At 61.3% G+C, this 22205-nt stretch carries 20 protein-coding genes; 12 read left to right on the top strand and 8 right to left on the bottom strand.

Annotated features, from left to right (window positions below):
* Positions 1 to 147 precede the first annotated feature (147 nt).
* Together AB8B20_RS10605 and AB8B20_RS10600 are read right to left on the bottom strand one after the other, a co-directional pair.
* Complete coding sequence (locus AB8B20_RS10605) at positions 148 to 1071, bottom strand: response regulator (RefSeq protein WP_093756660.1); 924 nt, start codon at positions 1069 to 1071, stop codon at positions 148 to 150.
* A complete protein-coding gene (locus tag AB8B20_RS10600) occupies positions 1061 to 4435 on the bottom strand; it encodes a hybrid sensor histidine kinase/response regulator (RefSeq protein WP_439072512.1) in 3375 nt (1124 codons plus the stop codon). Before AB8B20_RS10600 ends, AB8B20_RS10605 begins: the two co-directional genes overlap by 11 nt.
* Before the next feature lie 161 nt (positions 4436 to 4596).
* Between AB8B20_RS10600 and urtA the strand changes: the two genes are divergently transcribed.
* The 10 genes from urtA to AB8B20_RS10550 all read left to right on the top strand — a co-directional run bounded on the left by urtA (position 4597) and on the right by AB8B20_RS10550 (position 16088).
* Entirely contained in the window at positions 4597 to 5856 is a 1260-nt protein-coding gene (gene urtA / locus AB8B20_RS10595; protein WP_089265234.1) for an urea ABC transporter substrate-binding protein, read from the top strand.
* Between the two features lie 133 nt (positions 5857 to 5989).
* Positions 5990 to 6916 carry an urea ABC transporter permease subunit UrtB gene (urtB, locus tag AB8B20_RS10590; RefSeq protein ID WP_089265233.1) on the top strand — a complete coding sequence of 309 codons (927 nt, stop codon included), beginning with the start codon at positions 5990 to 5992 and terminating at the stop codon, positions 6914 to 6916.
* A gap of 36 nt (positions 6917 to 6952) precedes the next feature.
* Positions 6953 to 8098 carry an urea ABC transporter permease subunit UrtC gene (gene urtC, locus AB8B20_RS10585; protein WP_439072511.1) on the top strand — a complete coding sequence of 382 codons (1146 nt, stop codon included), beginning with the start codon at positions 6953 to 6955 and terminating at the stop codon, positions 8096 to 8098.
* A gap of 9 nt (positions 8099 to 8107) precedes the next feature.
* The gene (gene urtD, locus AB8B20_RS10580) at positions 8108 to 8863 is read left to right on the top strand and encodes an urea ABC transporter ATP-binding protein UrtD (RefSeq protein WP_068735525.1); all 756 of its coding nucleotides are present in this window, start codon (positions 8108 to 8110) and stop codon (positions 8861 to 8863) included.
* A 10-nt stretch (positions 8864 to 8873) separates the two neighbouring features.
* The gene (urtE, locus tag AB8B20_RS10575) at positions 8874 to 9563 is read left to right on the top strand and encodes an urea ABC transporter ATP-binding subunit UrtE (RefSeq protein WP_068735526.1); all 690 of its coding nucleotides are present in this window, start codon (positions 8874 to 8876) and stop codon (positions 9561 to 9563) included.
* Between the two features lie 49 nt (positions 9564 to 9612).
* On the top strand, positions 9613 to 10842 hold the full coding sequence (fmdA, locus tag AB8B20_RS10570; RefSeq protein ID WP_093756657.1) for a formamidase: 1230 nt from the start codon (positions 9613 to 9615) through the stop codon (positions 10840 to 10842).
* Between the two features lie 189 nt (positions 10843 to 11031).
* Entirely contained in the window at positions 11032 to 11373 is a 342-nt protein-coding gene (locus tag AB8B20_RS10565; RefSeq protein ID WP_184518863.1) for an FmdB family zinc ribbon protein, read from the top strand.
* A 68-nt stretch (positions 11374 to 11441) separates the two neighbouring features.
* Positions 11442 to 12281 carry an aldo/keto reductase gene (locus AB8B20_RS10560; protein ID WP_184518860.1) on the top strand — a complete coding sequence of 280 codons (840 nt, stop codon included), beginning with the start codon at positions 11442 to 11444 and terminating at the stop codon, positions 12279 to 12281.
* A gap of 187 nt (positions 12282 to 12468) precedes the next feature.
* Positions 12469 to 13422, top strand: coding sequence for a DMT family transporter (locus tag AB8B20_RS10555; RefSeq protein ID WP_374725716.1), 954 nt, complete (start codon positions 12469 to 12471; stop codon positions 13420 to 13422).
* Positions 13423 to 13670: 248 nt separating this feature from the next.
* Positions 13671 to 16088: a bifunctional diguanylate cyclase/phosphodiesterase gene (locus tag AB8B20_RS10550; protein WP_439072510.1), complete on the top strand. Its 2418-nt coding sequence runs from the start codon at positions 13671 to 13673 to the stop codon at positions 16086 to 16088.
* A gap of 10 nt (positions 16089 to 16098) precedes the next feature.
* On the opposite strand, the gene AB8B20_RS10545 is transcribed toward AB8B20_RS10550, so the two are convergent.
* Entirely contained in the window at positions 16099 to 16560 is a 462-nt protein-coding gene (locus AB8B20_RS10545; protein ID WP_089265228.1) for an Lrp/AsnC family transcriptional regulator, read from the bottom strand.
* 152 nt (positions 16561 to 16712) lie between these two features.
* Between AB8B20_RS10545 and AB8B20_RS10540 the strand changes: the two genes are divergently transcribed.
* Positions 16713 to 19097, top strand: a complete 2385-nt coding sequence (locus tag AB8B20_RS10540) for a transketolase (RefSeq protein ID WP_439072509.1) — start codon at positions 16713 to 16715, stop codon at positions 19095 to 19097.
* Between the two features lie 213 nt (positions 19098 to 19310).
* Here the strand turns inward: AB8B20_RS10540 and AB8B20_RS10535 are convergent, their stop codons facing one another.
* Positions 19311 to 19547: an Lrp/AsnC ligand binding domain-containing protein gene (locus AB8B20_RS10535; RefSeq protein ID WP_068735543.1), complete on the bottom strand. Its 237-nt coding sequence runs from the start codon at positions 19545 to 19547 to the stop codon at positions 19311 to 19313.
* A 153-nt stretch (positions 19548 to 19700) separates the two neighbouring features.
* Between AB8B20_RS10535 and thiD the strand changes: the two genes are divergently transcribed.
* Positions 19701 to 20501 (top strand): bifunctional hydroxymethylpyrimidine kinase/phosphomethylpyrimidine kinase, encoded by an 801-nt coding sequence (gene thiD, locus AB8B20_RS10530; protein ID WP_439072508.1) that lies wholly within the window; start codon positions 19701 to 19703, stop codon positions 20499 to 20501.
* Between the two features lie 113 nt (positions 20502 to 20614).
* On the opposite strand, the gene AB8B20_RS10525 is transcribed toward thiD, so the two are convergent.
* From AB8B20_RS10525 to AB8B20_RS10510, 4 genes are all read right to left on the bottom strand, one after another.
* Complete coding sequence (locus tag AB8B20_RS10525) at positions 20615 to 21034, bottom strand: DUF6647 family protein (protein WP_439072507.1); 420 nt, start codon at positions 21032 to 21034, stop codon at positions 20615 to 20617.
* A 69-nt stretch (positions 21035 to 21103) separates the two neighbouring features.
* Positions 21104 to 21283 carry a hypothetical protein gene (locus AB8B20_RS10520; protein ID WP_089265224.1) on the bottom strand — a complete coding sequence of 60 codons (180 nt, stop codon included), beginning with the start codon at positions 21281 to 21283 and terminating at the stop codon, positions 21104 to 21106.
* A 31-nt stretch (positions 21284 to 21314) separates the two neighbouring features.
* Positions 21315 to 21674: a hypothetical protein gene (locus AB8B20_RS10515; protein WP_439072506.1), complete on the bottom strand. Its 360-nt coding sequence runs from the start codon at positions 21672 to 21674 to the stop codon at positions 21315 to 21317.
* Between the two features lie 188 nt (positions 21675 to 21862).
* Positions 21863 to 22054 (bottom strand): hypothetical protein, encoded by a 192-nt coding sequence (locus tag AB8B20_RS10510; protein ID WP_116662864.1) that lies wholly within the window; start codon positions 22052 to 22054, stop codon positions 21863 to 21865.
* Positions 22055 to 22205: the final 151 nt, after the last annotated feature.

Raw genomic sequence — 22205 nt, 5'->3', positions numbered from 1 at the left:
TTTCGACAAATTAGATATTGGCGAAAAGGTTTGTCAATAGCGAATTCTCGCGTGGAAAGGTGCGAGCACGCGCCGCGATGCCGCGCGTGCGGTGCAGTATCAGACTGATCGAAGCAGCGGTCGAACTACGCGACGATCACGTCGCGGCTATTGCCGTCTGTGGCTCGCATTCACCGCAATTGCCGCAGCCGCGGTACGGTTCTCGACGCCAAGTTTGGCGTAGATCTGCTCGAGATGCTTGTCGACGGTGCGCGGTGAGAGGCCGAGTATCTGCGCGATATCGCGGTTGCTCTTGCCCTTGCTGAGCCAGGACAGCACTTCGCCCTCGCGGCCGGTGAGGCCAAGCTCCTTGCTGAATTCGGCGGGAGCAGTCGGCGCGTTTTCCTTGGCGAGCCGCAGCAGGAATTCGTCGGAACCGACTTTCCCCATATATTGCAGACGCAGCAGCTCGTTGCTCGGAAAGCCCGATGACGGTGCCGGTTTGGCGCCCGGCCGCTGCATCTGTTCGAGCCACTGCATCATGACTGGTGGCAGCAGCAATTCATCATTGGGGGCGGCGATCAGGTGATCCCCGAGCAATTTCTGCGCCTGCGGCGTGGCCCACAGGATATTGCCCTTGTTGCTCACGGCAAGGAGGAAGCGTCCGGAGACATCGAGCGCGGTGCGCGCGCTCTGCGTCAGCCGCGCATTGGCGAGATGCACGCGGATCCGCGCCAGCATTTCCTCGATGATGATCGGCTTGGTGACGTAATCGACGCCGCCTGCCTCGAGGCCGCGCACGATGTGTTCGGTCTCGGAGAGCCCGGTCATGAAGATCACCGGCACGTCGCCGAGACCCGCATCGCGCTTCAGGCGGCGGCAGGTCTCGAAGCCGTCGATTCCCGGCATGACGGCATCCAGCAGGATGATGTCCGGCGTGATCTGTTCGACGATCCGCATCGCAGCGGCGCCGTCCATGGCCACCATCACGGTCATGCCGGCGCCATCGAGCGCGTCGGTCAGTAGCCGCAATGTTTCCGGTGAGTCGTCGACCACCAGCGCGACGTCGCGTTTTTTCGATTCAGTGGTCATAGGTGTACAGCGTCTTCAAAGTGGCCATGTATTGATCGAGGTCGAAGCGATCGATCAGCGAACGCATCTGGGCGACGAAGTCGGCATGTTCGGGGTGTTCATTGCCGATCTCGTCGAGCTTCAACTGGATGGCGCGAATGTGCCCCATCTGCCCGAGGCTAATGAGTTCCTCTACATGATGCACGGGCGGCCGGGCGCCGCTATTCGGCGTCCATTGCGGCAGCGGTGCCACTTCGTCGCGTTCGTATTGCCATTCGATCTTCAGGAGTTGTCCGATCTGTTCCAGCAGCCGCGGCAGTTCGATCGGCTTCATGAGGTAGCCGTCGTGGAATGGCTGGGCGAGCGGCGTGCCATGGGCTTCCAGCGCACTGGCCGAGACCATCAGGATACGCGCTTGATGGTGGCCCGACGACCGTAGCTTCTCCGCGACGGTCCAGCCGTCCATGCCGGCCATGGAAATATCCAGCAGAAACAGATCGGGCCGGCAATGCTGGGCGAGGCTGAGGCAGGCCTGGCCATCGGGCGCGCTCAGAAGAATGAAGCCCAGCGGCGTCAGCACCTGACGCAAGAGGTCGCGCTGCGTCGGATCGTCGTCGGTGACCAGAATGGTCTTTCTGATACCGTGATAGCCATAGATCGGCGCATCCACCGGCGCGATGCGGGTGGGATTGGTCACCTCGGAGAGCAGCATCTTGACGCGGAAGGTGCTGCCGGTGCCGACCTGGCTGCTAACACGGATATCGCCGCCCATCACGCCGGCGAGCAGTTTGGAAATCGTGAGGCCCAAACCGGTGCCAGTGTGGGGCTGCGCAGCGCCAAGCGCGCCGCGTTCGAAGGGGGCGAAGATGCGTTCCAGATCGTCGGGACGAATGCCAGGTCCGGTATCGATGATCTCGAATTCGGCGACCGGGCTGCGATAATGGATCACGAACTGGACGCTGCCGGCCTGCGTGAACTTGATGGCGTTGGAGAGCAGGTTGATCAGGATCTGCCGCAACCGCTTCTCATCGGCATAGACGACGGTGGGCAGGATGTTCGGCCGCCGGAACACGAAGTCGATGCCCTTGGCTGCGGCCTGCAGGCGGAACATGCCGACGAGCTGATCAAGGAAGTCGGTGAGGCGCACTTCGTCACGCGAGAGATACAGGCGCCCCGCCTCGATCTTGGAAATATCCAGAATGCCGTCGATCAGTCCGGAGAGATGATCGGCACTGCGCTTGACGACGCGCACCTGATCGCGCGGGCGGGTCTGCAGGCTCTCATCCTGCTCCAGCAATTGTGCGTAGCCGCTAATGGCATTGAGTGGCGATCGCAGCTCGTGGCTGAGGCCGACCACATAGCGGCTCTTGGCGAGATTGGCGGATTCTGCGACCTCCTTGGCGCGCTGCAGCTCGGCATCGGTGCGCTTGTGGGCGTCGATTTCCTGCATCAACAGGGTGGTCTGCCGCTTGGTCTCGGCTTCGGCGGCGCGACGGCTTTGCTTGGCCAGCACGAATAGCCATGCCACCACGCCGATGATGATCGCCAGCGCGAAGAACACTTTCCACAGCACTTCCGAGACCTGCGCACTGTCTCCCGGCGATGCGGCGGAGGTCTGCAGATAGATCAGTCCCAGCGTCAGGCCGACAAGGCCGGCAGCGATCATGAACACGCCAAGATAATGGCCGAGCTGCGAATTGAGCCGGGCCAGGATCGGCTCCGGCAGCAATTTGCCGAACGTCGCCGACATCTGTGCGTCGATCCGCGCATGAGGCTTGCAGAGATCGTGGCAACGCGCATCGAGCGAGCAGCACAGTGAGCAGATCGGGCCGGCATAGGCCGGGCAGTGGGCCATGTCCTCGGGCTCGAACGAATGTTCGCAGATACAGCACTGGATCGCTGCCATGTTCTGCCAGGCGCGCTTCGGCTTGCGGGCGATGTAATATTTTCCGCCAGTCGCGAAGGCGATGATGGGGGCGGTCACAAGCGCGGTAAGCAAGGCTACGAACGGCGACAGTGCCTTGGCTGTGGGGCCGAACAGGCCGTAGAAGGCGCTGACCGACATCACGGTGGCGGCCAGCATGGCGCCGACGCCGACCGGGTTGATGTCGTAGAGATGTGCGCGCTTGAATTCCATCTGCTGCGGACGCAGCCCGAGCGGCTTGTTGATGACGAGATCGGCGACCAGCGCGCCGACCCATGCAATCGCAACGTTCGAGTACAGCGCCAGCGTCTGCTCCAGCGCCTTGTAGACGCCGATTTCCATCAGCAGCAGCGCGACCAGCACATTGAACACCAGCCAGACGACGCGGCCGGGATGGCTGTGGGTGAGGCGAGAGAAGAAGTTCGACCAGGCGATGGAGCCCGCATAGGCGTTGGTGACGTTGATCTTGAGCTGCGACAGGATCACGAAGGTTCCTGTCAAAGCGAGCGCCAGATCAGGCTGCGACAGCACATAGCGAAACGCTTCGAGATACATATGCGCGGGCTCGGCGGCGTGCTCGGCCGAAACGCCGTGGGTCAGTGCGAAATAAGCGAGGAACGAGCCGGCCAGCAGCTTGATCGCGCCGACAATGATCCAGCCCGGGCCCGCGCACAGCAGCGCCACCCACCAGCTCGCACGCGAGCTGCGGCGGTCGCGCGGCAGGAAGCGCAGGAAGTCGACCTGTTCGCCGATCTGCGCGACCAGCGAGAATACGACCGAAGCGGCCGTGCCAAACAGCAGGAGATCGAGATGGCCGGCGGCGCTGCCGTGGTCGCCCGGAAATTTGGTCCAGGCCACGAAGGAGTCGCGACTGGCATAGGCGATGGCCGCGAAAGGCAGCAGGTTGAGCACCAGCCAGATCGGCTGGGTCCAGAGCTGGAAACGACTGATCAGCGTGATGCCATGGGTCACCAAGGGGATGATGACCACGGCCGATATCAGGTAGCCGATGGGGCGCGGAATATCGAAACACATCTCCAGTGCCGAGGCGAGGATGACCGCCTCGATGGCGAAGAAGATGAAGGTGAAAGACGCATAGATCAGCGAGGTAACAGTCGAGCCGATATAGCCGAAACCGGCACCGCGGGTGAGGAGATCGATATCAATGCCGCATTTTGCGGCATAATACGCGATCGGCAATCCGCAGCAGAAGATGATGACGCTGACCACCAGGATCGCTGCCGTGGCGTTGGTCATGCCGTAATTGATGGTGATGGTGCCGCCGATGGCCTCGAGGGCGAGAAACGAAATGGCGCCTAATGCCGTGTTGGCGACCCGCGCGGCGGACCAGCGCCTGGCGCTCTTCGCCGTAAAGCGGAGTGCGTAATCCTCCAGGGTCTGGTTGGCGACCCATTGATTGTACTGGCGTCTCACGCGGTCGATACGCTGCCGCCCTGCCACTACTCCGCTCCTGACCCTGTCAAACTACGCATGTTTGCGTGATGCAAAAACCTACGTCGGCATTTTGCGGTGCAGTATACGCGATCTCGCGTATCCGTGCACCGCACAAGTTCAGCAATGCTTGCCTCACCAATAGGCGTACTCGAACCAGTGGGGTTGAAATGTCAGACGAGAAGAAACCGGGCTTGCACTCGCCATTGCGGCGTAAACTGCTGATGGGCATGGCGGCTTTGCCGGCAATGTCACTGCTTCCGCGCACATCTTTTGCGCAGGCGCCGGCCACCTCGGCCATCAATACCACCGGGCTTGCGGTTACCGATACGGAAGTCACCGTCGGCATTCTGCATTCCGTCACCGGTACGATGGCGATCTCGGAAACCGGCTCGGTTCAGGCTGAAAAGCTCGCCATCGACCAGATCAACGCCATGGGCGGCGTGCTCGGCCGCAAGATCAAGTTCATCCAGGAAGACGGTGCCTCGGACTGGCCGACCTTCGCTGAAAAGGCCAAGAAGCTGCTGGTCAACGACAAGGTCGCTGCCATCATGGGCTGCTGGACCTCGGCCTCCCGCAAGGCGGTGCTGCCGGTCATGGAGCAGTACAATGGCATGCTCTACTACCCGACCTTCTATGAAGGCCTCGAGCAGTCCAAGAATGTCATCTACACCGGTCAGGAAGCCACCCAGCAGATCCTCGCCGGCCTCGACTGGGTCTCCAAGACCAAGAACGGCAAGAGCTTCTATCTGATCGGCTCGGACTATATCTGGCCGCGCACATCGATGAAGATCGCCCGCAAGCACATCGAGGGCAAGCTCGGCGGCAAGGTGTCGGGCGAAGAATACTTCCCGCTCGGCCACACCCAGTTCAACTCGGTGATCAACAAGATCAAGCTGACCAAGCCGGACGTGATCTATGCGGCAGTTGTCGGCGGCTCCAACGTCGCCTTCTACAAGCAGCTCAAGGCGGCCGGCATCGACCTGTCGAAGCAGACCATGCTGACGATCTCGGTCACCGAGGACGAGATCGACGGTATCGGTGGTGAAAACATCGCGGGCGCCTATGCCTGTATGAAGTACTTCCAGTCGCTCGATAATCCGAACAACAAGGAATTTGTCGCCGCCTTCAAGAAGATGTGGGGCGAGAAGACCGTGATCGGCGACGTGACGCAGGCCGCCTATCTCGGCCCGTGGCTCTGGAAAATGACGGTCGAGAAGGCCGGCAGCTTCGATATCGACAAGATCGCGCCTGCGTCTGCGGGTATCGAATTCACCAAGGCGCCGGAAGGTTACGTCAAGGTCCATCCGAACCACCATTTGTGGTCCAAGGCCCGCGTCGGCCAGGCGCAGCTCGATGGCCAGTTCAAGGTGGTCTACGAGACGCCCGAACTGATCGAGCCGGATCCGTTCCCGAAGGGCTATCAGTAAGCCTTGCTCGTCAAGTGCGGAGCTTGTCTCCGCGCAGCTTCTCCCTGGCGCGGACGACCTATCCGCGCACGACAACCCCGCGTCGCGTCTCATCGCGCGGCGCGGGACCCTTTCCCTGACGGAGGACGGATCGATGTTCGGCGACTATTCGATTGGCGATCTTGGCGCCATCTTTGCAATGCAGGGCTTTGCCGGCCTGATCCTGTTCTCGGTCTATGTGCTGATGGCGCTCGGCCTCGCAATCATCTTCGGCCAGATGGGCGTCATCAACATGGCGCATGGCGAATTCATGATCCTCGGCGCTTACGTCACCTGGCTGACGTCGAGCTTCTTCCAGTCGCATCTGCCGTCGCTGTTTTCCGGCTACTTCTTCGTCGCCATGATCCTCGCCTTCATCGCCTCCGGTGCGCTGGGGATGTTGGTCGAATGGGGGCTGATACGGCATCTCTACAAGCGCCCGCTCGATACGTTGCTGGCGACATGGGGTCTCAGCCTGATCCTGCAGCAGGCCTATCGTTCGGTGTTCGGTGCGCGCGAAGTTGGTGTCGAGCTGCCGCAATGGATGATGGGCTCCAAGCAGGTCACCGATACGATCGAAGTGCCGATCAACGGCATCTTCGTGATGGTGTTGACGCTGGGGATCACCATGGTGGTCGCCTACATCATGTACAAGTCGCGTTGGGGTCGTCAGGTTCGCGCCGTGGTGCAGAACCGCGTGATGGCCGGCGCCGTCGGCATCAATACCGAGAAGGTTGACCGCTACACCTTCGGCCTCGGCTGCGGCATCGCGGGGATCGCGGGCTCCGCCTTCACCATGATCGGTTCGACCGGCCCGACCTCCGGCCAGCTCTACATCGTCGACACGTTCCTCGTCGTGGTGTTCGGCGGCGCGGCCAGCCTGTTCGGCACCATTGCCTCGGCCTTCACCATCTCCCAGGCGCAGTCGACCATGGAGTTCTTCATGTCCGGGTCGATGGCCAAAGTGCTGACGCTGCTCACCATCGTCGCGATCCTGATGATCCGGCCGCAGGGCCTGTTCGCCCTCAAGGTCCGCAAGTAAGCGCGTGCAGTACAGACAGAGCAGGGCAATCATCACATGATCAATTCACGCTTCTTCAACCGCTCGGAGCTTCTCGGTTTCCTGTCGCTGCTGCTGCTGCTCGCGGTGATCCTGCCGCTGTTTCTCGATGTGTTTCGTCTCAACCTCGTCGCCAAATATCTGACCTATGCCTTCGTCGCCTTGGGCCTTGTGATGTGCTGGGGTTATGGCGGCATCCTAAGCCTCGGGCAGGGCGTGTTCTTCGGCCTTGGCGGCTACTGCATGGCCATGTTCCTGAAGCTGGAAGCCTCCAGCGTCGCCAACACCAAGATCCAGTCGACCCCCGGCATTCCGGATTTCATGGACTGGAACCAGATCACGTCGCTGCCGATGTTCTGGAAGCCGTTTCACTCGCTGACGCTGACGATCATCGCCATTCTCGTGGTGCCAACGCTGCTGGCCTTCATCATCGGCGCTGCGATGTTCAAACGGCGTGTCGGCGGCGTCTATTTCGCCATCATCACCCAGGCCATCGCGGCGATCGCAACCATCCTGATCATCGGCCAGCAGGGCTATACCGGCGGCATCAACGGCATGACCGACCTGCGCACGCTGAACAGCTGGGACATCCGCACCGATCACGCCAAGGTCATTCTCTACTTCTTCGAAGTCTTCGTGCTGTTCGCCTGTATCATCACCGCGCAGTTCATCCGCCTGACCAAGCTCGGCCGCATCCTGGTGGCGATGCGCGAACAGGAGGATCGCGTCCGCTTCTCCGGCTACAGCGTGGCCAACTTCAAGATCTTCGCCTTCTGTGCCGCGGCAATGTTTGCGGCGATCGGTGGCGCCATGTTCACGCTGCAGATCGGCTTCATGTCGCCGTCCTTCGTCGGCATCGTGCCGTCGATCGAGATGGTGATCTACACCGCCGTGGGCGGCCGGATGTCGATCTTCGGCGCGGTCTACGGCACGCTGCTGGTGAACTACGCCAAGACGATGCTGTCGGAATCCTTCCCCGAGCTCTGGCTGTTCGGCCTCGGCGGCTTGTTCATCGCCGTGGTGCTGTTCTTCCCCAATGGCCTGTCCGGCATCTGGCGCGATCACGTGGCGCGCCACATCGATCGCCTGATCGCCATGCGCTCGTCTAAATCCAAGAAGGCTTGGGCCATCAAATCCGCCGCCGACGGCGCGCCGGCCGAGTAAGGGGACATCATGCTCATCGGACATCAGCCCAAAGAGTTTTTGCTCGCGGTCGAAGGGCTCACCGTTTCCTTCGACGGCTTCAAGGCGGTCAACGATCTCTCCTTCTACGTCGAGGAGAACGAGATCCGCGTCATTATCGGCCCCAACGGCGCCGGCAAGACCACCGTCCTCGATCTGATCTGCGGCAAGACCAAAGCCACGTCGGGCTCGGTGCAGTTCCGTGGCACGGAGCTGACCAAGCTGAAGGAAAACCAGATCGTGCAGGCCGGCGTCGGCCGCAAATTCCAGACGCCGTCTGTTTATGACGATCTTACGGTGTTCGAGAATCTCGAGATCTCCTATCCGCGTGGTCGCTCGGTGTTCGGCTCGCTGATGTTCAAGCGGGACGCCGCAGTGCGCGAGCGCGTCGAGGAAGTTGCCGAGATGATCTTCCTCAAGGATCGGCTCAACATGTATGCCGATGTGCTCTCGCACGGCCAGAAGCAGTGGCTCGAGATCGGCATGCTGCTGATCCAGGATCCGGACCTGCTGATGCTCGACGAGCCCGTCGCCGGCATGAGCGTCAGCGAGCGCGTCAAGACGGCGGAGCTGCTCAATACGATCATCAAGAACCGCTCGGTGCTGGTGATCGAGCACGACATGAAATTCGTCGAGGACATCGCCCACAAGGTGACCGTGCTGCATCAGGGACAGATCCTGTCCGAAGGCACCATGGAGAAGGTTCAGAACGATCCCAAGGTCATCGAAGTCTATCTGGGTCATTGAGGAGATCATCATGCTCGCGATCAACGATCTCCACGTCGCTTACGGCCAGAGCGAAGTCCTGCATGGCCTGAATGTCTCGGTGCAGCCGAACGAAATCGTGGCCATCATGGGCCGCAACGGCATGGGCAAGACCACACTGATGAAATCGCTGATGGGAATCGTGCCGACCAAGTCCGGCTCGGTGACCATGGAGGGCAAGGAGCTCGGTGCACTGAAGAGTTATGAGCGCGTCGCGCGCGGCCTCGCTTATGTGCCGCAGGGCCGGATGATCTTCTCCCATATGACGGTGAAGGAGAATATCGAGACCGGCCTTGTCGCTTCTGGCGAGAAGGAAGTGCCCGGCGATCTTTATGAACTCTTTCCGGTGCTGCTCGAAATGAAGGGCCGCCGCGGCGGCAATCTCTCCGGTGGCCAGCAGCAGCAGCTTGCCATCGCCCGTGCGCTCGCCACCAAGCCGAAGGTGTTGCTGCTGGACGAGCCGACGGAAGGCATCCAGCCGTCGATCATCAAGGACATGGCGCGGACCCTGAAGCACATCCGCGACACCAAGGGCCTGTCGATCATCGTCTCCGAACAGGTGTTGAGCTTTGCGCTCGACGTCGCCGACCGCGTGCTGGTGATCGAGAACGGTGAGATCGTTCGCGACGAAGCCCGCGAGGGCATCGATGCCGCGCAGATCGCCAAATACCTGTCCGTCTGACCAGTCTTACGTTCAACCACCAAGACCAGTAACCGAAGGGGAGCATTGAATGCCAGATACACTGATCAAGGTCGACCTTACGCAATCGGCCTACGACAACGACATGATTCACAACCGCTGGCATTCGGACATTCCCATGGTCGCATGGGTCAATCCCGGCGATGACTTTATCGTCGAGACCTATGACTGGACCGGCGGCTTCATCAAGAACAACGACAGCGCCGACGACGTGCGCGACATCGATCTGTCGATCGTGCACTTTCTGTCCGGCCCGATCGGCGTCAAGGGCGCGGAGCCCGGCGATCTTCTGGTTGTCGATCTGCTCGATGTCGGCCCGATGAAAGATTCGCTGTGGGGCTTCAACGGCTTCTTCTCCAAGCAGAATGGCGGCGGCTTTCTCACCGATCACTTCCCGGAAGCGCAGAAGTCGATCTGGGACTTCAAGGGCATGTACACCTCGTCGCGCCACATCCCGGGCGTGAATTTCGCCGGCCTGATCCATCCCGGCCTGATCGGCTGTCTGCCCGACCCGAAACTGCTCGCCACCTGGAACGAGCGCGAGACCGCGCTGATCGCGACGAACCCGACCCGCGTGCCCGGCCTTGCCAATCCGCCGTTCGGCCCGACTGCCCATATGGGTCGGCTGAAGGGTGAGGCGAAGGAGAAGGCTGCGGCCGAAGGCGCGCGCACCGTGCCGCCGCGCGAGCATGGCGGCAATTGCGACATCAAGGATCTGTCGCGCGGCTCGAAGGTCTATTTCCCGGTCTATGTCCCCGGTGGCGGTCTCTCCATGGGCGACCTGCACTTCTCGCAGGGCGACGGCGAAATCACCTTCTGCGGCGCTATCGAGATGGCCGGCTGGCTGCACATCAAGGTTGATGTCATCAAGGACGGCGTGTCGAAATACGGCATCAAGAACCCCGTGTTCAAGCCGTCACCGATGACGCCGAACTACAACGACTTCCTGATCTTCGAAGGCATCTCTGTCGACGAGCAGGGCAAGCAGCATTATCTCGATGTGCACATCGCCTATCGTCAGGCCTGTCTGAATGCCATCGAATATCTGAAGAAGTTCGGCTATTCCGGCGCGCAGGCCTATTCGATCCTCGGCACCGCGCCGGTGCAGGGCCACATCTCCGGCGTCGTCGACGTGCCCAATGCCTGCGCCACACTGTGGCTGCCGACGCAGATCTTCGACTTCGACATCAATCCGTCGTCGGCGGGCCCGATCAAGCACATCAAGGGCGACATCCAGATGCCGCTCTCGCCGGACAAGTAACGCGGTCAACTCGGCTGCGGGGTTGGCGTCACGACCCCGCAGCCCCTTTTTCTTTCGCTCACTCTCCGCCGTCATTGCGAGGAGCGAAGCGACGAAGCAATCCAGTCTTCCCTCGCTTGCGGCTTTCTGGATTGCTTCGCTTCGCTCGCAATGACGGGGAGAGGGCATTGCCTCACAATGGATCATCCCATGCCGGTCTATGAATATCTCTGCGACGATTGCGGCCCGTTCACCGACATGCGGCCGATGGCCGAATGCGATGACCCGCAGAACTGTCCGCATTGCGCGACGCAGGCGCCACGCGTAATCCTGACCGCACCGGCGTTCTTCTGCATGCCCTCCGACAAGCGCAAGGCCCACGCCACTAACGAACGCAGCCGCAATGCGCCGAAGACATCGGCGGAGTACAAGGCCGCGCATGGGGCTGGCTGTGGCTGCTGTTCCGGCAAGAAGCCGTCGCGACTGGTGAAGCAGACCCGCTCGGGCGCCAAGAGCTTCCCGACAGCGCGGCCGTGGATGATCAGCCACTGACTCCTCTGAATTGATGCGCTAAAGTCCACTCCCGTGTGCCTCATTGCCGCGGGAGGCGGAGGCGCACCATGCGACACAATCCATTCGGCCAAACCAAGCGCGACGTCTCAGTCATCGGGCAGGGCACCTGGTATATCGACCACAGTGACCGTGCTGCGGCGGTCAGGGCGCTGCAGGCCGGCCTCGATGCCGGCATGAGCCATATCGACACGGCCGAAATGTATGGTGACGCGGAACTCGTGATTGCAGAGGCCATCGCCCGCCGTCGCGACGAGGTGTTCCTGGTCTCCAAGGTGCTGCCGAGCAACGCGTCGCGGAAGGGCACCATCGCCGCCTGCGAGCGCTCGTTGAAGCGGCTGGGTACCGACCGGCTCGATTGCTACCTGCTGCACTGGCGCGGTCAGGTTCCGCTCGCCGAGACCGTCGCTGCCTTCGGAGAGTTGAAGGCCGCCGGCAAGATTGCCTCCTGGGGCGTCAGCAATTTCGATGTCGACGATCTCAACGAGCTGTCGAAACTCGCAGGCAAGGGCGCCATCGCCTGCAATCAGGTGCTCTATCATTTGCAGGAGCGCGCCATCGAACACCGCGTGATCCCGTGGTGCGAGAGCCATGGCGTCGCCGTCGTGGCCTATTCGCCGTTCGGTCATAATGATTTCCCGTCGACGCGCTCGCCGGGCGGCAAAATCCTGCAGCAGATCGCCGATGCCCATCTGGCCACGCCGCGGCAGGTGGCGCTGGCCTTCCTGATCCGTCAGCCAACGGTCTTCGCAATTCCGAAGGCGTCTTCGGCCGCCCATGCGGCGGACAACGCGGCGGCGAGTGCATTGACGCTCAGCGCGGCCGAACTGGCTGATATTGGAAAGGTATTCCCGCTCGGCCGGGAGCCTTCCAGTCTACCGATGCTGTAGGGATGCGGTAAAATCGATGCTGCGCTGCACGCTGGCCGCTGATGCATCGGCCGGCATAGGCTTTTTTGCCTGCCTGCATATCCGTGTCCTGATATCGGCAGTTGTCCCGGCCTCGTGATCGTCGTTTTGTGAGCCGTATTCGATTCGGCTCGCATGCACCGACGAGCCCGCATATTGGTCCCCGCTCGTGACAAGCCATGTTCCGCCGCCGAAGACTGCTGCCCCTGTATCGGCGCATCGCCATACCGACCGGCCGCTGCGCGGCATTCTGATGATCATTTGTTCGACGGCGTTTCTGGCGTCATCGGACGCGATGGCGAAGTATCTGTCGCGCACGGGCATGCCATCGGTGGAGATCGCCTGGATCCGCTTTTTGGTGTTCGTCGTGATCCTGCTGCCGATCGTGTTGGCGCCGGCCTCGGGCAATCCGATGCGCTCGACGCGGCCGCTGCTGCAGGTATTTCGCGGGCTGGGCCTGTTGTGTTCGTCGATCTTCTTCATCATGGCGCTCGGTTATCTGCCGATCGCGGAGGCGACGGCAACCGGCTTCATCTCGCCGCTATTCGTCACCGGGCTATCGGTTCTCTTCCTCGGCGAAAAGGTCGGTCTGCGCCGCTGGACCGCCACCATCGCCGGGCTTCTGGGCGTATTGATCATCGTGCGGCCGGGCACCGCGGCGTTTCAGCCCGGTACGATCTTTCCGATCATTTCGGCGCTGGGCTGGGCGACCGCATTGGTGCTGACGCGCAAAATCAGCGGGGCCGACCGCGCCATCACCACGATGGCGTTCTCGGCGATCACCGGCTTCCTCGTGCTCAGTGTCATCGTGCCGTTCTACTGGATCGTGCCGAGCTGGACTCAGATCGCGCTCGGTGTTGGTATTGGCGTCGCCGCTACTGTCGGCCACTGGATTGTCGTATTGGCCTTCCGCTATGCGGATGCATCGGTACTGGCACCGTTCTCCTATGTGCAGCTGGTGTGGGTGACGCTGATCGGCTTCTTCCTGTTTGGCGAAGTGCCCGATGCTGTCACTTTCGCCGGTGCTGCAATCATCATCGCCAGCGGTGTCTACACCGCACATCGCGAACGCGTGCGCCGCGCGCAGGTCACCGCACCGGCGGAACCTTATCCGAGCGCCTAATGATGAGCTGTTGATAGAGACAGGTCGTCCCCCTTGCTCGATTTTCCCCTGAGCCACGGCGCTTGCGGTGGGTACATCCGAATGTGTTGCATATCTTTCCGCAAACATGGACGATGATACCCGGCATATTTCGGGCTTTATCGCGGCTTAAGAATAACTGCTCTTCTGTGCAATTTTTCCGTGAGTTTTAAACATGCCGAACGTTGCACGCGCTATGCTTCGATATCTCGTCATATGTTGGTATCTTTATGCTACGAGTCTGGAATTGCATCGAGTTGCAGCATGACTGGCGGCAGATTCTGCTGGCGGCAGCGGTGTGTTTTCTCTCCAGCCTTGCTGCCGTCAACCTGTTCACGCGTGCGCGCACCGCATTGCCCGATACGCGCCTTGCGTGGTTGATTACCGCAGGCGCGGTCACCGGATTCGGCACGTGGGCGACGCATTTCATCGCGATGCTCGCATACACGCCTGGTTTCGAACTCCACTACGACCTCATCATCACCGCCTGTTCGCTCGTCGCCTCTGCAGTGATGACCACGGCCGGCTTCGCCATCGCGCTGTTCAATCGTACCAAACGGAACGCGCTGGCCGGCGGCGCGGTGATCGGCCTCGGCATCGCCTGCATGCACTATATGGGCATGGCGTCGCTGCGCATCCCCGCCATCATCCAGTGGATGCCGGACCTCGTGACGGTGTCGGTCGTCGGCGGCATGGTGATTGCCGCCTTGGCGATCCTCGTCGCCCAGACTGCCGACCGGTCCGGCAAGCTGCTCGTTGCCGCACTGCTTCTGACGCTCGCGATCTGCGTACATCACTTCGTCGCCATGGGCGCGATCGATCTGACCTACAATGCCGCAGCCGCTGAAAACCAAAGTCTGCTGTCGCCGATCGAACTGTCGCTGGCCATTGCGGCCTTTACCGCCGCCGTGGTGATCGCGGGCCTCGTCGTTGCCGTAACAGATCAGCGCACCCGCCGCAGCATGAGCAAGCGCAATCTGCAGCTCGATGCGGCGCTCAACAATATGGAGCAGGGCCTGTGCATGTATAGCGCCGATGGCCTGCTCGAATTGTGGAACGAAAGCTACATGCGCATGTACAACATCCCGCCGGCGAAAATGTTCGCCGGCACGACTGAGGATCAGGTGCTGGCAATTCGTGCGGCGGCTGGCACGCTGTTCGTCGATATGGATAGTTATGAGATGAAGATGCGGACGGCGCTCGCGGATCGCGTGCCGAGCAGCCAGACCGCCGAGCTGCCGGACGGGCGCGCCATCAACGTGCGCTACCGGCCGATGAAGAATGGCGGCTGGGTCGCGACCCACGCCGACATCACCGACCGCAAACTCAGCGAAGCGCGGATCGTGCATCTCGCGCGGCACGATCCGATCACCGATCTGCCCAATCGTGTTGCCTTCAACGAACATCTGGCCCGCGTCTTCAAGGAGGCCTCGGCGGGACACGGCTCGTTTGCGATCGCGCGGATCGATATCGACCGTTTCAGAGAAACAAATGATGTATACGGCCAGGCCACCGGCGATGCCGTACTGGCCGAGCTGGCGAAGCGGCTGTCGCAAGCCTGCAACGGTGCATTTCTGGCACGGCCGAGTGGCGATATCTTCTCGATCGTGTCTCATCTCGGCGCGGAGCCGCAAACAGCGGAAGATCTCTGTGCGCGGTTGTCGAGCATTCTCGATAATACGTTTCAGATCGACGGCCAGAACGTCAATGTTCGCTGTAGTATCGGCATCTCGGTCTATCCGCAGGACGGCCAGGATATCGAAGCTCTCATTGCGCATGCAGATCTGGCGCTTGATCGCGCCAAGGCCGAGGAACGCGGTACCATCCGCTTCTTCGAGGCTGCGATGGATCAGCACATCCGCGAGAAGCGACTGCTGCAACGTGATCTCGTGGTGGCGGTCGAGAACAAGCAATTCCAGCTCTATTTTCAGCCGCAGGCGACCACCGAGGGCGCTGTGGTCGCCTTCGAGGTTCTGCTGCGCTGGCGGCATCCCGAGCGCGGCATCATCTCGCCGACGGTGTTCATTCCGCTGGCGGAGGAGAGCGGTCTGATAGGCGCCATCGACGAGTGGGTGGTGCGCGAGGCCTGTCGCGAGGCGGCGACCTGGGTCAATCCGCTGTCGATCGCCATCAACCTGTCGCCAGTCAACTTTCAGCGCGGCGATGTGCCCGGGATGCTCGCCGCCGTTCTGGCGGAAACCGGTCTCTGCCCAAAGCGTGTCGAGATCGAGATCACCGAAGGCGTGCTGATTGACGATTTTGCTGGTGCCATCGCGATCCTGCACGCCGTCAAGGAACTGGGCGTTCGCGTCGCCATGGACGATTTCGGCACGGGTTATTCGAGCCTGAGCTATCTGCAGGCTTTCCCCTTCGACAAGATCAAGATCGACCAGACCTTCGTGGCCAATCTCGAGGACAATCCGCAGTCCGCGGCTATTGTTCACGCCATCATCGGGCTCGGCCGCTCGTTGAAGCTCCCGGTGATCGCCGAGGGCGTCGAGACCGTCGCCCAAATGTCGTTTCTTGCCGCCGAGGGCTGTGCGGAGATCCAAGGCTTCCTGATCGGCCGTCCGCAGCCGATTGCGCATTATCAAAGCGTCGTCAGCGCCCCGGGTGGTACCGCCGCCGCGGTGAAGCGAGCCAGCTAGCTCTGTGCCCTTACACCGGCAGTGCGATCGAATACTTCACCTGGCTGAGGGCGAAGCTGGATTCGATCGAGGCGATGCCGTCGAGCCGGGTCAGCTTGTTCTTCAGGAATGCCTCATAGGACGACAGATCCGCCGCGACGACGCGTAAGAGATAGTCGCGGTTGCCGGTCATCAGATAGCATTCCAGCACTTCCTCCCATTTCGAGATCGCTTTCGCGAAACGGTTGAGGTCTTCCTCCTTCTGCCGGACAAGCTTGATGGAAATGAAGACGCTGACCGGAAGTCCGATTGCCTTCTGGTCGACCAGCGCCATGTAGCGGGTGATGACGCCGCGCTCTTCCAGCAATTTCACCCTGCGATGGCACGGCGAGATCGATAGCCCGACCTTTTCAGCGAGCTCCTGCATGGTGATGCGACTGTCGATCTGCAGTGCGGCGAGAATCTTGCGGTCGATTGCGTCGAGGGCTGACATTGGGAAAATTCCATGAAATCTGAACCAGAACAATTCATTTATCCCAATATGGCCGTGGTTGTCGCGATGAATTGAGAAAATCCCTTTGAGGCGCCTGCTAGAATGGCGACCTCATCACGAACCAGCGCAGCTGGCCGACGCGGGAGCCCACCATGCCGATCGATCATCATCGCCTGCAGACCCTGACCGCCTTGGCGCGCAAGGTGCTCTGGCTCTCGTCATGGACGATCCACAACGCCAATCACATCCGCCCCAATACCGACGGCCTCAAGGTCGGCGGCCATCAGGCGTCATCCGCCTCGCTGGCGACGATCATGTCGGCGCTGTATTTCGCCGTCCTGAAGCCGGAAGACCGCGTCGCGGTGAAGCCGCATGCGAGTCCGGTGTTCCACGCCATTCAGTATCTGTTCGGCAACCAGACGCGCGAGAAGCTCGAGAACTTCCGCGGCTTCAAGGGGGCGCAAAGCTATCCGTCGCGCACCAAGGATATCGACGATGTCGATTTCTCCACCGGCTCGGTCGGCCTCGGCGTCGCGCAGACGCTGTTCTCGTCGCTGGTGCAGGACTACGTCTCGGCTCACGGCTGGATGAAGGACCGCCGCGAGGGCCGCATGATCGCGCTGGTCGGCGATGCCGAGATGGACGAGGGCAATATCTTCGAAGCTTTGCTTGAAGGCTGGAAGCACGGGCTGCGCAACACCTGGTGGATCGTCGACTACAACCGCCAGAGCCTTGACGCCGTGGTGCGCGAGGGTCTGTGGGAGAAGTTCGAATCCATGTTCCGCAACTTTGGCTGGGATGTGGTGATCGTGAAGTATGGCCGGCTGATGCAGACGGCTTTTGCCGAGCCCGGCGGCGCCGCGCTGAAGACCTGGATCGACAACTGTCCGAACCAGATCTATTCGGCTTTGTGTTTCCAGGGCGGCGCAGCGTTCCGCAAGCGGCTCAACGACGAGATCGGCGATCAGGGTCCGGTGTCGCGCCTGATCGAGGCGCGCAGCGACGAGGAACTGCTGGCACTGATGTCCAATTTGGGCGGCCACGACATGGCCAGCATGGTCGAGGCTTTCGAAGCCATCGATCACGATCGTCCGGTCTGCTTCATCGCCTATACGATCAAGGGCATCGGCCTGCCGTTCCAGGGCCATAAGGACAATCACGCCGGCCTGATGACGCCGACGCAGATGGAGACCTGGCGCGCGGCGCAGAACATCCGGCCCGGCCATGAATGGGACAGATATGAGGGCTTGACGCAGGACGCTTTGATGCTCGATGCGTTCCTCAAGGATGTGCCCTTCGTGCAGCAGGGCACGCGGCGCCTCAGCGCCGACGTGATCGAGGTTCCCGGGCATCTGTCGTTCAAGCCGTCGCCGGAAATGTCGACGCAGCAGGGTTTCGGCCTCGTCCTGCATGAGCTGGCACGCGGCGATACCGAACTGGCGTCGCGCATTGTCACGGCGTCGCCTGATGTCACCGTGTCCACCAATCTCGGCGCCTGGGTCAATCGCCGCGGATTGTTCGCGCGCGCGGAGAAGGCCGATCACTTCCGCAGCGAGAAGATTCCGTCCACCTTCAACTGGGACTTTTCGCCGAAGGGCCAGCATCTCGAACTCGGCATTGCCGAGGCCAACCTGTTCATCCTGATGTCAGCCCTGGGCCTGTCGAGCAGCATCAACGGCGTCCGTCTGCTGCCGGTCGCGACGCTGTACGATCCCTTCATCGAGCGTGGTCTCGATCAGCTCAACTATGCCTGTTATCAGGATGCCCGTTTCATGGTGGCGGCGACGCCGTCGGGCATCACGCTGGCGCCGGAAGGCGGCGCGCATCAGTCGATCGCGACGCCGCTGATCGGCATGGCGCAGGACGGGCTCGCATCGTTCGAGCCGGCTTTCGTCGATGAGCTCGCCGTCATCATGGGTTGGGGCTTCCAGCACATGCAGCGCGACGCGGGCACTGATGACAGCGGCCAGCGCGCCGGCGGCTCGGTCTATCTGCGGCTCTCCACGCGCACCATCGAACAGCCGCAGCGCATGATGACGCCGGAGCTGCAGCAGGGCATCACTGACGGCGCCTACTGGCTGCGCAAGCCGGGCGCCAATTGCGATCTGGTGATCGCCTATACCGGCACGCTGGCGCCGGAAGCGATCGAGGCAACGGGATTGCTCGGCGACAGTCATCGCGACATCGGCCTGTTGGCGATCACGTCAGCCGATCGTCTCTATGCCGGCTGGACATCGGCGCGAAAGATCCGCCGCGACAGGCGCAACCCGCAGCATCTCAGCCACATCGAGAAGCTCCTGCAGCCGCTGCCGCGCGACTGCGGCATCGTCACCGTGCTCGACGGCCATCCGGCGACGCTCGGATGGATCGGCAGCGTGTGCGGTCATCGTATGGAAGCGCTGGGCGTCGAACAGTTCGGCCAGACCGGCACCATCGGCGATCTCTATCGCCATCACGGCATCGACGCGAATGCGATCGTCGATGCGGCGGAGGAGCTGAGCGGGGTGCCCGTGCTGCATCGGAAGATGGCGGTGTAGGTCTCTTAACCTCTCCCCGCTTGCGGGGAGAGGTCGCCGCGTCTTCGCGGCGGGTGAGGGGCATGGCACGACGTCGCCATATACTCGCAATTCGCGGATCGGAATCTGTGCGACATGCCCAGGGTGAATTGGAACGGCTATTGTGCCTCGCCCCTCATCCCACCCTTCTCCCCGCGCAGAGCGGGGAGAAGGAGCGCACGGCCGGTGCGTTTCTCAAAACGCCTTGAACGTAATGATCGTATGCGTGTCCTGGATGCCCGGGATGGTCTGAACCTTCTCGTTCACGAAATGGCCGATGTCGGTGGCGTTATCGACGTAGAACTTCACCAGCAGGTCGTAATGCCCAGCGGTGGAATAGATCTCCGAGGCGATTTCGGCTTCGGCCAGCGCGTTGGCGACGGCGTAGGACTGGCCAAGCTTGCACTTGAACTGGACAAAGAAGGGGACCATCGGGATTCTCCGGAAACGGGCGATTTTAGAGATCATCAAGCCCAAAACAGGGTGCGGCGCAAGCCGCCAGCATGTCGCCGCCTTGTCGGTCCGGCAATAGAGGGCTAGGACTGAGGTGCCCGCTTATCCCTTGATCTCGCGCGAGTTTTTCCGATGCCCACACCCATTGCCCTGACCATTGCCGGGTCGGATTCCTCAGGCGGCGCCGGCATCCAGGCCGACCTCAAGACCTTCGCGGCGCTGGGCGTCTACGGCGCCTCGGTGATCGCCGCGCTGACCGCGCAGAACACCAAGGGCGTCACCGGCATCCATCAGGTGCCTGCGGAGTTCGTGAGCGAGCAGATCAATGCCGTGTTCGTCGATCTCGCGGTTGGCGCGGTGAAGATCGGCATGGTCGCGCAGCGCGATGTGATCGAGGCTATCGCCGCGGGCCTCGCGACATGGCAGCCGAAACATGTGGTGCTCGATCCCGTGATGGTCGCAACATCAGGCGATCGCCTGCTGGCGCCGGAGGCCATCGCCGCGCTGCGCAGCACGTTGATCCCGCTTGCCGATATCATCACGCCAAACCTACCGGAGGCGGCCGCGTTGCTGGATGAGCCAATGGCGGAGGGCGATGCGGCCATCGAGGCGCATGGCAAGCGTCTGCTCGCGCTCGGCTGCAAGGCTGTGCTGATCAAGGGCGGCCACGGGACCGGCCCGGAGAGCACTGACTATTTTATCACCGCAGACCGCGCCATTGCATTGCCGGCAGAGCGCGTGTCCACGAAGAATACGCACGGTACCGGCTGCACGCTGTCATCAGCGATCGCGGCGGGCCTAGCCAAGGGGCAGGACATGGAAGCCGCGGTGCGTGCGGCGAAAGCCTATGTCACGGCTGCGATCGCTGCGGCGGATCGTTTTACGGTCGGTCACGGCCACGGCCCGGTGCATCATTTCCACGCATCCTATTAGGCGTATCAAGGTTGGTTCAAACCAACCCCGCCGCGCGCTCAATCGCCTGAGCATCGGCCGCGCACGAGCCTGCTGCATCTCATGGCATATGACGAAGGAGTGTCGTGTGCCGCTTACGAACCGTCGCGACAGACGCTCACCATGTAGATTGTGAGTTCATTCGTGCCGATGAGGCTGTAGGGATCCTCGACCCCCTGTTCGCGGAGCCATTTCATCTGAAGGTCATAGGCTTGGCGTTCGTGGGCTGCCACACACGGAGCTTCGACGTTGTTGGCTCGTTGCACGTGATGCACGAGCTCGTGCAGCAGCGCGCTCTTCTGCCGCAAATTGACCGGTTGCCATTCGTGGGGAAGGTAGATCGCGCCTTGTTCGCGGCTGTAGAGGGCTTGAAATTCGAGCCCGCTATTTTCCGGCGCACCACTTAGCATAGCCATTTCTGCTGACGTCGCGAAATGGATTGGCGGGTGAGCCGGAGGGACGAAGCCGGTCTGGGCGATGATCCATGCGATATAGGTGGCGATCAGAGCGTTCACGTGATGACCTCGTGCGGATATGACCTGCGGGGGAACTGGACGCTTCAGTTTGCGCAACCGTGGCGCGGATCAGAAAAGTCCCGGACTCAGATCCAGGCCGTAAGTGAGCGAGAGCACGAACACCAGAATTCCGGCTCCGCAGAAAAACAGAAAATGCTTGAGCACATCGGCTCCAGTGATCGAACGAATCGCGCGGGACATCGCGCTCGCGATTGCAGTCATGTCAGCCTCACGATTGTTGCCATCCATTGATGATTGATGTCGTCTTCGCCTGCCGCGATCAGTCGCCCCAGGCCGCTATATTCACAGGGCGACTGTGCTCGGGCGCCGCCCGTGCCAGGAGGACGCCGCCAATCACATGCACAATGCCGAAGCCGATAAGGATCAGGATGATCAGGTGTGTTTCGCTCAGTCGGCTCACGTTTCTTTTCCCTTCACTGTTCTGTATCTGACGAACGCGCATTTTCGCGTCTGGCGATGGAATGGGCTTGCCAGGATTGGTTTCGATGCGGTCGGAGATGAGATGCTGGTAGCGATGAATGATGTTGATTGCCTGCCGGCGACGGGATTCATGAAGTGCGCTGACGATCATCGAAGCCCCCACAGGTGCTGGAGACGGCGCCGGAAAGTCGCTCTTCATCACTCTTTTCCTGATGCTTCACGGGATGATGCAGGTGAGCTTGCTGACCGCTCGGTCGCCTGACACTCTTAAGATTTGCATTGAAACTTCGCTGCGCTTGCTGGCATTGGCCGCGATGCTGCCGTGGCGCTGGCTTTGTCGCTTACGGTAGCGGCGGGTTTGATGGCTACTTCGAAATCGAACTGAGATCAGTCGCCTCCGAAAAGGAGGGGTGAGACGGGAGGCGTGGTGTGCGAAGCCGCCCTGGCTTTCGGAGCGGCCAAGGAAGTCAGCGCCACATCAACTCCGGCGAGGATCACGGTCAGGGTAACGACGACTGCAATGATGTGACGCGTGCGCATGACGGCTTCCGGGTGAAGTTGCTCTGCGCCGAATGCCATTCGCATCTCGTCGCATTTTGACTTGAACCCGCCGCCGTCTCGCCGGCGTTAGTCAGCCGTCATCGCTGCGTTAATACTGCTCGCAAAGTTGCCAATCTGAGTTAAATGTATATTCAGAGGACGCATTTGTTCAAAACTTGGAAGTAGCCGA

Source organism: Tardiphaga sp. 866_E4_N1_4, assembly GCF_052076075.1.
GTDB classification, from domain to species: domain Bacteria; phylum Pseudomonadota; class Alphaproteobacteria; order Rhizobiales; family Xanthobacteraceae; genus Tardiphaga; species Tardiphaga robiniae.
This window is presented reverse-complemented; position numbering and strand designations above follow the sequence as displayed.

Bases quoted from the DNA above. Each gene is read 5' to 3' on its own strand.
- AB8B20_RS10605 (WP_093756660.1), bottom strand. From the start codon at position 1,071: ATGACCACTGAATCGAAAAAACGCGACGTCGCGCTGGTGGTCGACGAC.
- urtA (WP_089265234.1), top strand. From the start codon at position 4,597: ATGTCAGACGAGAAGAAACCGGGCTTGCACTCGCCATTGCGGCGTAAA.
- urtB (WP_089265233.1), top strand. From the start codon at position 5,990: ATGTTCGGCGACTATTCGATTGGCGATCTTGGCGCCATCTTTGCAATG.
- urtC (WP_439072511.1), top strand. From the start codon at position 6,953: ATGATCAATTCACGCTTCTTCAACCGCTCGGAGCTTCTCGGTTTCCTG.
- urtD (WP_068735525.1), top strand. From the start codon at position 8,108: ATGCTCATCGGACATCAGCCCAAAGAGTTTTTGCTCGCGGTCGAAGGG.
- urtE (WP_068735526.1), top strand. From the start codon at position 8,874: ATGCTCGCGATCAACGATCTCCACGTCGCTTACGGCCAGAGCGAAGTC.
- fmdA (WP_093756657.1), top strand. From the start codon at position 9,613: ATGCCAGATACACTGATCAAGGTCGACCTTACGCAATCGGCCTACGAC.
- AB8B20_RS10565 (WP_184518863.1), top strand. From the start codon at position 11,032: ATGCCGGTCTATGAATATCTCTGCGACGATTGCGGCCCGTTCACCGAC.
- AB8B20_RS10560 (WP_184518860.1), top strand. From the start codon at position 11,442: ATGCGACACAATCCATTCGGCCAAACCAAGCGCGACGTCTCAGTCATC.
- AB8B20_RS10550 (WP_439072510.1), top strand. From the start codon at position 13,671: ATGCTACGAGTCTGGAATTGCATCGAGTTGCAGCATGACTGGCGGCAG.
- AB8B20_RS10545 (WP_089265228.1), bottom strand. From the start codon at position 16,560: ATGTCAGCCCTCGACGCAATCGACCGCAAGATTCTCGCCGCACTGCAG.
- AB8B20_RS10540 (WP_439072509.1), top strand. From the start codon at position 16,713: ATGCCGATCGATCATCATCGCCTGCAGACCCTGACCGCCTTGGCGCGC.
- AB8B20_RS10535 (WP_068735543.1), bottom strand. From the start codon at position 19,547: ATGGTCCCCTTCTTTGTCCAGTTCAAGTGCAAGCTTGGCCAGTCCTAC.
- thiD (WP_439072508.1), top strand. From the start codon at position 19,701: ATGCCCACACCCATTGCCCTGACCATTGCCGGGTCGGATTCCTCAGGC.
- AB8B20_RS10520 (WP_089265224.1), bottom strand. From the start codon at position 21,283: ATGGATGGCAACAATCGTGAGGCTGACATGACTGCAATCGCGAGCGCG.
- AB8B20_RS10515 (WP_439072506.1), bottom strand. From the start codon at position 21,674: ATGAAGAGCGACTTTCCGGCGCCGTCTCCAGCACCTGTGGGGGCTTCG.
- AB8B20_RS10510 (WP_116662864.1), bottom strand. From the start codon at position 22,054: ATGGCATTCGGCGCAGAGCAACTTCACCCGGAAGCCGTCATGCGCACG.